The 10,577-nt window shown below is 35.9% G+C and carries 11 protein-coding genes; 7 read left to right on the forward strand and 4 right to left on the reverse strand.

Annotated features, from left to right (window positions below; translation table 11 throughout):
• Positions 1 to 1,266: hypothetical protein (locus tag ACY65O_RS09995; protein ID WP_462220709.1), on the forward strand; the 1,266-nt coding region annotated here is incomplete at its 5' end.
• 74 nt (positions 1,267 to 1,340) lie between these two features.
• Here ACY65O_RS09995 and ACY65O_RS10000 read toward each other — a convergent pair.
• Genes ACY65O_RS10000 through ACY65O_RS10010 form a run of 3 tightly spaced genes read right to left on the reverse strand, consistent with a single transcriptional unit; the run spans position 1,341 to position 3,345 of the window.
• Positions 1,341 to 1,745, reverse strand: a complete 405-nt coding sequence (locus ACY65O_RS10000; RefSeq protein ID WP_462220710.1) for an SET domain-containing protein — start codon at positions 1,743 to 1,745, stop codon at positions 1,341 to 1,343.
• Complete coding sequence (locus ACY65O_RS10005) at positions 1,738 to 2,418, reverse strand: lysoplasmalogenase (RefSeq protein WP_462220711.1); 681 nt, start codon at positions 2,416 to 2,418, stop codon at positions 1,738 to 1,740. Before ACY65O_RS10005 ends, ACY65O_RS10000 begins: the two co-directional genes overlap by 8 nt.
• 24 nt (positions 2,419 to 2,442) lie before the next feature.
• Positions 2,443 to 3,345: a hypothetical protein gene (locus tag ACY65O_RS10010; RefSeq protein ID WP_462220712.1), complete on the reverse strand. Its 903-nt coding sequence runs from the start codon at positions 3,343 to 3,345 to the stop codon at positions 2,443 to 2,445.
• Between the two features lie 81 nt (positions 3,346 to 3,426).
• On the opposite strand from ACY65O_RS10010, the gene ACY65O_RS10015 reads away from it, so the two are divergent.
• From ACY65O_RS10015 to ACY65O_RS10040, 6 genes are all read left to right on the forward strand, one after another.
• Entirely contained in the window at positions 3,427 to 3,813 is a 387-nt protein-coding gene (locus ACY65O_RS10015) for a hypothetical protein (protein WP_462220713.1), read from the forward strand.
• A gap of 41 nt (positions 3,814 to 3,854) precedes the next feature.
• Positions 3,855 to 4,355, forward strand: a complete 501-nt coding sequence (locus tag ACY65O_RS10020; RefSeq protein WP_462220714.1) for an FKBP-type peptidyl-prolyl cis-trans isomerase — start codon at positions 3,855 to 3,857, stop codon at positions 4,353 to 4,355.
• Between the two features lie 16 nt (positions 4,356 to 4,371).
• Positions 4,372 to 5,799 (forward strand): L-serine ammonia-lyase, encoded by a 1,428-nt coding sequence (locus tag ACY65O_RS10025; protein WP_462220715.1) that lies wholly within the window; start codon positions 4,372 to 4,374, stop codon positions 5,797 to 5,799.
• 165 nt (positions 5,800 to 5,964) lie between these two features.
• Positions 5,965 to 7,212, forward strand: a complete 1,248-nt coding sequence (locus tag ACY65O_RS10030) for a glycoside hydrolase family 88/105 protein (protein WP_462220716.1) — start codon at positions 5,965 to 5,967, stop codon at positions 7,210 to 7,212.
• Between the two features lie 86 nt (positions 7,213 to 7,298).
• Entirely contained in the window at positions 7,299 to 8,501 is a 1,203-nt protein-coding gene (locus ACY65O_RS10035; RefSeq protein WP_462220717.1) for a glycoside hydrolase family 88 protein, read from the forward strand.
• Between the two features lie 15 nt (positions 8,502 to 8,516).
• The gene (locus tag ACY65O_RS10040; RefSeq protein ID WP_462220718.1) at positions 8,517 to 9,473 is read left to right on the forward strand and encodes a glycoside hydrolase family 43 protein; all 957 of its coding nucleotides are present in this window, start codon (positions 8,517 to 8,519) and stop codon (positions 9,471 to 9,473) included.
• 228 nt (positions 9,474 to 9,701) lie between these two features.
• On the opposite strand, the gene ACY65O_RS10045 is transcribed toward ACY65O_RS10040, so the two are convergent.
• Positions 9,702 to 10,577: T9SS type A sorting domain-containing protein (locus tag ACY65O_RS10045; protein WP_462220719.1), on the reverse strand; the 876-nt coding region annotated here is incomplete at its 5' end.

A 10,577-nucleotide genomic window follows, 5' to 3' on the forward strand; every position in this document is an offset into this window, starting at 1 on the left:
AAAATAAAACTTACTATAATGAAAAAAATAAATAATAAACTAAGGACAATTTACTTAGTGCTTTTATCCGGCCTTTTCTTTCTTACATCGTGTAATAAAGATTTAGAACAGTTTGCTGCATTACCAACACCAACTTACCCAACAGGGCTTGGCGTAGCTGCTACAATTGCTGCTAATCCAAACGACAGTTTATTCAGCAGAATGATTGTAAGATCTGGCCTTACGGCAACATTAAATGATCTTACAAAAACCTATACCATATTTGCTGTTGATAATGCAGGTATGAGGCTTTTTGTTACCGCTGCTTCTGGTGGTTTAGTGCCTCCAGGTGCACCTGACGCAGTAGTTTCTGGTTTTATAGCCGGGTCATTACCTGCTGCAAGTGCAGCGGCAATTATACAGTACAATACAGTTGGACAAAAATTTCCTTTTGGAAACATTCCAACAACTTTTCCAAATTATCCTTTACCATCGCAAATAATTCTGGATCCAACACAACCTTTTGTAAGGATGAATATTTTTCCGGTAAGAGGCACACCATATTCTTATGTTAATAATATTCCAGTAACAGGAGTGGACCAGGCTGCAGCCAATGGCATAATACATCATACGTTTACAATTGTAGCTCCTCCATCTGCTACATTAAAAACAGTTATTGCTGGCGAAGCTACCTTATCTTATTTCAGGGCAGCAATTGCCCGTGCTGACAGTGGTTCTGTTGGATTAGGAAGATTAGATTCTTTGCTAAATTATGGCGTTACTAATATGACAGTGCTAACGCCTAACGATGCAGCTATGCAACCCATTTTATTTGGGGCACTTTATGCTGGATTACTTGCACAGGGTGTGCTTCCTGCAACTGCACTTGCTCAGGCAACTGCTTTGTCTTCAACCCCTGCTGGGTTTAACTTTTTACCTGTAGCAACAGTTAAGGGTATAATGGCTTATCATTTTTTTGCAACTAATCCTACAGGATCATATGTACCTAATATCAGGGTGTTTTCAGTAAACTTTCCTACCACCCCAACCTTTATTAAAACATTGGTTAATGGAGGCGTTCCAGTTCATCCGGGTATTTTATCACAAGCCTTTTTTACTGGTCCGGTTGCGGATAGTGTTAAGTTTACCGGATTGGGTACTTTTCCTCCGGGAGGTGCTGCTTACAGTGCCCCGCCTGCAACTTCAAGAAGAAGTTTAAATATGCTTGATAAACATGCAGTAAATGGCGTTTATCACATCATAGACCGGGTTTTATTACCGCAATAATTCTTTAAAAAAAATAAACTAAAAACGGGATTCAAAATGAATCCCGTTTTCTTTTATTAGATATTTTTTCCCCATCAAACTATCTCTCCATAATCAATCACTAACTCTTCGCCATTTTTTATATCTCTTATTGCTTCAAAATAATCACCATCATTAATAGAAATAATATTAGGTGTATCAGCATGATTTATAAAAAGTGAAACATCAATTTTTTTAAACCCATGGTCGGGGATAAAATAATTGTCTTCATCATACAAACAGTAATTACCTGCAATAAATTGAGCATGAGCCGGTAAATTTTCTACTTCTTTTTTTGATACCGTTATCCATTTGTCGTTTATATCCGGTTTGCTGAACATTTCTCTGCAGCCTTTGGGAATATCCTGTATTGCAAATACACCAATGCCTTCAATGGGCGAGGGCTTCAGCATTACATAAGTGTTATTGGCAAGTTCGGCAAGTAATGCATCTTTAGTCATTGGGCAATTGTTTAATAAAACCATTTACAATAAAATATTGTGCGGCGCAATAAGTAAGCATAATATATACGCCGGCAAAAGCAAAGGGCTGGTAAAATTTATTTATTGCCAGTAAAGAATCGGAGAGTACAAAAAATGCAGCACCCACCAGGTAAAATACATTAGCAGGAGTATTTACTTTTAAAAATACATGCAGGCTGCAAAGTAACATCGTACAAATAACTGCAGCGTAAATTATTACAGCAATTTTTAAATCGCCTAAATGCGGATATAAAAGCCATACCAGTACTGCACCATAGGTTATTACTAATAAAACTAACCAAGGTTGTTTTTTAAGTAAAGAAACCGTTGAAGATGGGGTCTTTAAAAAATAAATGATGTAAAAAATATGGGTGGATAAAAAACAAACTAAGCCAAAAATAAAAAACAAGTTATTCTTTGTATCAAACAATAAAAAAATATCTCCCAGCCACGAAAAAAATAAACCTGTTACTATTAATTTTTTATGTAGAACAGTGTTTTTTGAAAAGTATAAAAGTAAAAGCAGTATTGGAATTAACAGCGGTTTTGCAACAAAATGTAAAAGCGGTATATGCGTAGCAATACCAAATACATCTGTAACAGCCATTATCCAAAAAATAATGGCAAAAGGTATTTGTATTTTATGTTTCATTAAAGCTGCAGCAAATACAAATGATTATTTTATTTCGATATAAGGTTTGCCTCCAAACAAAATCTTTACAGAATCACGGGCACGGGTTGTATCAACAAGCGGTTTGGTTAATGGCATTGCAACTTTGTAAATAACAGAATCTGCAGTGTACAGCAGCAATTTATATCCGTAACTGGTAAGCCTGCTATAAGATTTTTGAGCAAGAAACAAAGAAGGATAATTTTTTATTACCACTTTAAATGTATAGCCATTTGCCTGTGGAGTTACCGGTAAAATACTGTCAGGGTTTAGTTGTGCTGCTATTTTGTTGGTATCAATTTTTGAGGTGTCCTGTAAAGAGGATACAGTGGGTAAAGTTTGCTCAACTCCACTTTCAGTTACAGCATCTTCTTTATTTGTAAAAAAATACCATGCTGCCAAACTGATAAACGCAACAATCGCAATTGCTGCCACAATAGCAATTGTTTTTTTGTTGGCTGCAGGCTTTGCTTCGTTTCCAAAAGAAATCTCTTCTCTTGATTTTTCTTTTAATTTAATTTCTGCCTGTTCGGTTTTAGTATTGATGAACTGTCCCTGCAAAAACTGGTATTCACCTAATTGATTTTTTTCTAAAACACCAATGCCTTCTATTTTCATTGGTTTGCCAATATTTAAAAACTGGCTGCCCAGCATCAGGTACGATTCCAGATCGGCACTTGCCAAAGGTTTTATTTTACGGGTCTGCTGTACAATATAATCAATAAGACTTTCATCTTCTGTTGCACGGGAATTATACTTAAATGACACTGCATTTTCGGGCAGCACAATATCTTTATCACTATCCATCGGCATTATAAAATCTGGCGAAAGTGTAAAAGTACCAATACCCTGTAAAGTAACAGTTTTGGTATTGTAAAAATGCTGCACCAGCAGTTGTTCTATTTTCATGTTTTAAAGTTGATGATAACAAACCTACAAGATAATTGCAATATAGCAAACTTGTAAATACAATTGCCGTAGTTTTGCACCATGCTTAGTGAAAAAGATAAAAAATTTATCCTGCAATGGGAGCAGGTACGGCAAAAAGAAAGCAGTTTTAAACATAAATTTTTGGCTGGCCTGCCTATGGCATTTATGTTTGGGCTGCCGGTATTACTTTTTTTGGGGGCAGTAAAAATTTTCTTCCCGTCGTGGTTTACTACTGCCGCACATAAACAAACAGACATTATTGTACCCGGCATGACAGAAAAATTTATGAAATTATCTGCCGGTGATATTATAACCACTTTTATTGCAGTGATAATTATTGTGCTTTTCTTTTCTTACTTCCGTATGAGTTATAAATGGGAAATGAATGAACAACTGTACAACGAATTAAAAAGTAAAGAAAAAAAAATGCTTAATGCAGCGTCTTAAGCTTTCAATAACTCTTACCTTTAACCTTTTAAAATTAAAATATGATTAAGAAATTATTAGTTTTTAGTGCGTTGGCCATTTTATTCGTATCCTGTACAAAATCAAATGAACCTACTTGTCCTTTCGCAGATATAGCTGCCGTTGCACCTGCTTCCGAAATTACTGCTGTACAAAATTATGTAACCTCAAGTCACCCGGCAGCAATTCAGCACTCCAGCGGTTTATTTTATGAAATTACTACAGCCGGTACTGGTTCTGTTAATCCCGGCGTTTGTTCAAATATTACAGTAAAGTACACAGGAACACTTACTAATGGGTTTAAGTTTGATGAGAATTTAACCGGTTTCAGTGAAAGACTGGGCGGATTAATTTTAGGATGGCAAAAAGGCTTGCCCTTAATAAAAAGCGGCGGAAGCATATCGCTGTATATTCCTCCAAGTTTAGGATATGGCAGCAATGATATTAAAGACAGAAACGGGGTGGTTATTATCCCTGCAAATTCAATTTTAGTTTTTGCTATTCAATTGGTGGCCGTTCAATAATTAATAAAAGTATGCTGTGAGCCACGAAGCTATTTCGGTATTTGATATGTTTAAAATTGGTATTGGTCCTTCCAGCAGCCATACACTTGGCCCGTGGCGGGCAGCACAGCGTTTTACAAATTCACTTCAGCAAAAAAATATGCTTAATGATGTTAAGAGCATCGAAGTATTGTTGTATGGTTCGTTGGCAAAAACAGGCGTTGGTCATGGAACTGATATTGCTGTACAACTGGGTTTAAGCGGCGATGATCCTGTAACATTTGATGTAAATAATATAGCAGCAAAAATTGATGACATAAAAGCAATGAAAAAAATATTGCTGGCCGGTAAACATGAAATTGATTTTGATCCTGCAGAAGATATTGAATTTTTATACAGCGAGAGTTTGCCTTTTCATCCTAATGCATTAACTTTTTTAGTAAAATTAATTAACGGTGAAACGCTTGCAGAAACTTATTATTCTGTTGGTGGTGGTTTTGTAAAAAAAGAAGGAGAGGATTCCAATTCCAGCGATGAAGTAAATCTTCCTTTTCCTATAAATACAGCGGATGAATTATTGCACTGGTGCATGAAAACGGGATTGAATGTAAGTGATGTGGTTTTAGAAAATGAAAGCAGCTGGAGAACAGAGGCCGAAACAAAAATGGGGTTATTAAACATTTGGAATGTAATGTCGGCATGTATTTACAGGGGCTGCCATACCGAAGGCATGTTGCCCGGAGGATTAAATGTAAAAAGGCGTGGAGCAGGATTGAATAAAAAATTAATGAACGGCCGCACTTATAAAGATTATAACAGCTGGCTGGCAACCATGCAACAGGGCGGCAGCGATTTTAAATATATTTTAGACTGGGTGAGTTGTTTTGCACTGGCCGTAAATGAAGAGAATGCAAGCTTTGGCAGGGTAGTAACTGCACCTACTAACGGTGCTGCAGGGGTTATCCCTGCTGTGTTGCAATATTATGTTGCATTTTGTAATGGCAACAGTAATGAAAAAATAATTCAATTTTTATTAACTGCTGCAGAAGTAGGCAGCATATTTAAAAAAGGTGCCACTATATCTGCGGCCATGGGTGGCTGTCAGGCGGAGATTGGCGTAAGCAGTGCAATGGCTGCAGCCGCACTTACCGAATGTATGGGTGGCACACAAAGGCAAACTTTAATGGCTGCCGAAATTGCAATGGAACATCATTTGGGTTTAACCTGCGATCCTATTGGAGGTTTGGTGCAAATCCCCTGCATAGAACGAAATACTATGGGTGCCATAAAAGCTATAACTGCCAGCCAGCTTGCGCTGCAAAGCACACCCGATTATGCTAAAGTAAGTTTGGATGGTGTAATAAAAACCATGTGGGATACCGCATTAGACATGAACAGTAAGTATAAAGAAACTGCCGATGGTGGCTTAGCAGTAAATGTACCGATAAGTTTAAGCGAATGTTGATCTTCATTTTTTACTTCTCTTTAAAAAAATAACCCATTTTTCGTAAGCACTTATAATACCACAGCATTATTTTAATGCAGCTATTTTTTATACAGTCTGCAACAATTTTTATTTAACTTCATGGCGAGGGATATTTGGGTATGATTTTTAAAATAAAACTTGTGTATGAAAAAATTAATTATAATTTCTGCTGTCATTATTTTCCTTATCCAATCAATTGCAGCTCAAACCAACTATGCCATCAAACTTGCCGAAACCATCATGGCAACTTATAAAGATTCGATGGTGGTAAAAAAATATGCCAGCCATTTGGAGCAGGATAAATTAATACCAGCCGGGCAAACTGCCGAACAGGCGCAACTAAGCAGGCCGGCAGTATGGAATTACGAAATGGGAGTGGTGCTGCAGGGCTTTGAAAAATTAGCAACCTTTACATCCAATAATAAATATACAGGATACGCCAAAAACATAATTGATCATTTCATTACAACTGAAGGAGAAATAAGAACCTATAATGTAGAAGAATATAATATTGACAATATCCCTGCAGGAAGACAGTTACTGCATTTGTATAAAAATACTAAAGAAGAAAAATACAAAACAGCGGCAACGTTATTGTATAAACAATTAGCGTGGCAACCACGAAATAAAATTGGCGGCTACTGGCATAAATTAAAATATCCTGCACAAATGTGGTTAGATGGTTTATATATGGCACAACCATTTGCTGTTGAATATGCAGTAATGTTTAACGACACAGAAAAGTTTGATGACATCATTAATCAATTTGTGTGGATGGAAAAATACAGCCGGGATACTATAACTGGTTTACTTTATCATGGATGGGATGAAAGTAAATTACAAAAATGGGCAAATCCAAAAACTGGTTTATCACCCGAATTTTGGAGCCGGGCAATGGGTTGGTACATGATGGCACTGGTTGATGTGCTGGATCATCTTCCTGCAAATTATAAGCGAAGGGCAGAATTAATTGCAATACTGAATCGGTTATCAACTGCTTTAGTAAAATTTCAGGATGCAAAAGAAGGCGTGTGGTGGCAGGTAACTGATAAAGCAAACCAGCAATTAAATTATTTGGAATCATCTTCGTCTGCAATGTTTTTATATGCCTTATCAAAGGCGGTAAATAAAAAATATATTGGCATAAACTTTAAACCTGCCATTACAAAAGCTTTCAGCGGCATTATTAAAAAATTTGTAAGAGTAGATGGAGCAGGCAGTGTACATTATTTACAGGCAGTTGCCGGTGCAGGTTTAGGTGGCACACCTTACCGTGATGGCAGTTACAGCTATTATGTAAACGAACCCAAACGTGATGATGATTTAAAAGCTATTGGCCCTTTTATACAGGCTTGTATCGAATACGAATTGTTATTTCCTCAAAAAATGTGAATGGAAAAATTGTGTAAAATCAATACCGTTATGATTCTAAAAATAATCCTGTACATTTATTTGCTTGCTGCTTAAATTAAAAAATTATGAGAATAATTATCACATTTCTAATTTTATGTTTCGCTTGTAAAAATATTCATGCCCAAAATAAATATCATCAAAAGTCGGATAAAGATTTATTGAAAATTATCAATAAAAATTTTACCGACGCAGCAGCACAATATAAAGTGCTTATGCAAAATTTACCTGCTGATAAATTTCCTAAAACTTATTTCCCCATTACAGATAAATATGAGTTTAGCAATTCCGGTTGGTGGTGCAGTGGTTTTTATCCCGGAACCTTACTGTATTTATACCAGCAAACAAAAGATACAGTTTTGTATAACGAAGCCATGCGTATATTAAATGTTTTAAAAAAAGAACAGTTTAATACCGGCACTCATGATTTAGGCTTTATGATGTATTGCAGTTTTGGCAACGCCAATCTTATTAATCCATCATCAGTGTACAAAGAAATATTATTGAACAGCGCCAAATCATTATCCACCCGTTTTGATACAACAGTTGGGTGCATAAAATCCTGGAATGGTAAGCCTAACGAATATTTAGTTATCATCGACAATATGATGAACCTTAAATTATTATTTTGGGCAACAGAGGTAAGTGGTGATTCTTCTTTTTATAGAATTGCTGTAACACATGCCAATACTACAATGAAAAATCATTTCAGGGCCGATAACAGTTCTTATCATGTATTAAATTACAATGCTGCAACTGGTGCCGTACTACAAAAAAAAACTGCTCAGGGTTTTGCAGATGAATCTGCATGGGCAAGGGGACAAGCCTGGGGTTTGTACGGTTATACTGAAACTTACAGAGAAACAAAAGATAAAAAATATTTAGACCAGGCTAATAAAATTGCTCAGTTCATTTTATCGCATCCTGATTTCCCTTCGGATAAAATTGCTTACTGGGATTTTAATGCACCGGATATTCCCGGCGCATTACGTGATGCTTCCGCCGCTGCAATAATGGCATCAGCATTACTTGAACTGAGCGGATACGTAAATAAAAAATTATCAAAAGAATATTTTAAAACTGCTCAACTAATTTTAAAAAAATTATCGGGTGAAAAATATAAAGCAGCAGCAGGCAGTAATGGCGGTTTTATTTTAAAGCATGGGGTAGGGCACATGCCCAACAAAACAGAAATTGACGTACCACTTACTTATGCGGATTATTATTTTGCAGAAGCGATGATAAGGTATAAGCAAATTGTAAATAAATAAAATAGTAATAACACTATGAATAAAAAATTTGTTTCATTTGCAGCGTTGGTATTTACTGCTGCTTTTGTTTTTGGCCAGTCAAGCGATAATAATATTTATCTTTTTTCTTACTTTAAAAATAATGGGAAAGATGGATTGCATTTGGCTAGCAGTAACGATGGATATAATTGGGTTGCATTGAACAATGACAGTTCTTTTTTAAAACCAACTGTTGCAAAAGATAAATTAATGAGAGACCCTTGTATTGTAAAAGGAATTGATGGATTATTTCACATGGTTTGGACGGTGAGCTGGAACGATAAAGGTATTGGTTATGCCAGCAGTAAAGATTTAATTAACTGGAGTGAGCAAAAATTTATTCCGGTTATGCAGCAGGAAGACAGTGCAAGAAATTGCTGGGCACCCGAAATAACTTACGATAAAAAAAATAAGCAGTATATGATTTACTGGGCAACCACCATTGCCGGTAAATATAAAATGGATACTGCAATTGAAAACGGTTACAATCACCGTATGTATTATGTAACCACCAAAGATTTTAAAACGTTTAGTAAAACAAAATTGCTGTACGATAAAGGCTTTAATGTAATTGATGCCACTATTGTACCGGATGGAAAAAAGTACAAAATGTTTTTAAAAGACGAAACAAGGGTGCCGCCGCAAAAAAATATTAAAATAGCCACCAGTAAAAACTTAGAAAAAGGGTTCTCTGATCCTTCCCCTGCAATTACGGGTAATTATTGGGCAGAAGGCCCCACCACTTTAAAAATAGGCAACACCTGGATAGTTTATTTTGATAAATACCGAGATCATAAATATGGCGCCATTCAATCCACCGATTTAAAAACTTGGACTGATATTTCCGATAAAATTTCTTTGCCAAAAGGCATACGGCACGGAAGTATTTTTACAATTACAAAAGAAGAGTTTGAAAAGAGTGGATTAATAAATGTGATTACTGTAATGCAGTAAAATTACTTTCAGCAGAGCTATAATTTATACCAATTAGACATTGAATCTATCCGATTAAAAAAATGTCAGGTTGAGCTTGTCGAAACCGGTGCAATGTCAACCCGCCTTCGACAAGCTCAGGCTGACAGTATGATTTCAATGTCTAATTGGTATTATTTGGGTTTAAAGAATTCAAAATAAAAAATGCCTTATATTTCTTTTAAGGGCATTTTTGAAAAAAAATTAAATTTAATATTTAAAAACTTTTACTGATAATACTTCATTATCAATTACTACCTGTAAAGTATAAATTCCTTTAGCCAAATTTTGAATATTGGTTATTGAGAAAAGATTATCTCCTTTAATCAACTTTTCTTTTTGGCTGTAAACTACCTGCCCTAAATTATTGATTACTTTCAAATCTGAGTTTGTAGCCACATCTGAACTTATCCTGATATTCATTTTATCAGTAACAGGGTTGGGCATTACTGCAACAGCTTTTACAAGTTTATCGCTAAATCTTATCCTGACAATGCCACTGTATTTAAACTGGTTGTTTTTGTCAATTGATTTTAAGCGGATATAGTACAGCGGTTGTGTATAATTCTTTAAAGTAAATTGGTAGTTATTTACAGCACCGTTGTTAGCATTTACCAATCCGCCATTGTTAAAGTTAATACCATCGGTACTGTATTCTACTTCAAAATGGTCTGCATTAATTTCATTTTCTGTTTTCCACACTGCAATAATATCATTACCGTTTCTTTGTCCTGAAAAACTTATTAGAGAAACAGGAAGTGCTGCCGGGCTGCCCACTGGTAATGTATAAGCAGCTGTGTTACTTAAATTTCCGGTATTGTCGTAAGCAGAATAATTAAAGGTAACATTGCCATTGAAACCTGGTGCAGGGTCTAATCTTAAAGCTGCAGCCTGTGCAGGTGTTAATACTATGCCTCCTGGATTAGCGGTAAGTACTGCTGCCGTTAAATCTGCAAAACCTCCTGTACAGGTTGCTCCTGCTGGTGTTGGAGGGCAGGGAATACTTATTACGCCTTGCGAAGTTGGCGGAACACTATTTATGGTATAACTGGTAATGGTACCATCTGCATCACTGCTGGCTAAAGA

The sequence above is a fragment of the Ferruginibacter sp. genome, from assembly GCF_031430955.1.
Lineage (GTDB): Bacteria > Bacteroidota > Bacteroidia > Chitinophagales > Chitinophagaceae > Ferruginibacter.

Excerpts from the sequence above, each read along its gene's own strand:
- ACY65O_RS10000 (WP_462220710.1), bottom strand. The coding sequence starts at position 1,745 with ATGACTAAAGATGCATTACTTGCCGAACTTGCCAATAACACTTATGTA.
- ACY65O_RS10005 (WP_462220711.1), bottom strand. The coding sequence starts at position 2,418 with ATGAAACATAAAATACAAATACCTTTTGCCATTATTTTTTGGATAATG.
- ACY65O_RS10010 (WP_462220712.1), bottom strand. The coding sequence starts at position 3,345 with ATGAAAATAGAACAACTGCTGGTGCAGCATTTTTACAATACCAAAACT.
- ACY65O_RS10015 (WP_462220713.1), top strand. The coding sequence starts at position 3,427 with ATGCTTAGTGAAAAAGATAAAAAATTTATCCTGCAATGGGAGCAGGTA.
- ACY65O_RS10020 (WP_462220714.1), top strand. The coding sequence starts at position 3,855 with ATGATTAAGAAATTATTAGTTTTTAGTGCGTTGGCCATTTTATTCGTA.
- ACY65O_RS10030 (WP_462220716.1), top strand. The coding sequence starts at position 5,965 with ATGAAAAAATTAATTATAATTTCTGCTGTCATTATTTTCCTTATCCAA.
- ACY65O_RS10035 (WP_462220717.1), top strand. The coding sequence starts at position 7,299 with ATGAGAATAATTATCACATTTCTAATTTTATGTTTCGCTTGTAAAAAT.
- ACY65O_RS10040 (WP_462220718.1), top strand. The coding sequence starts at position 8,517 with ATGAATAAAAAATTTGTTTCATTTGCAGCGTTGGTATTTACTGCTGCT.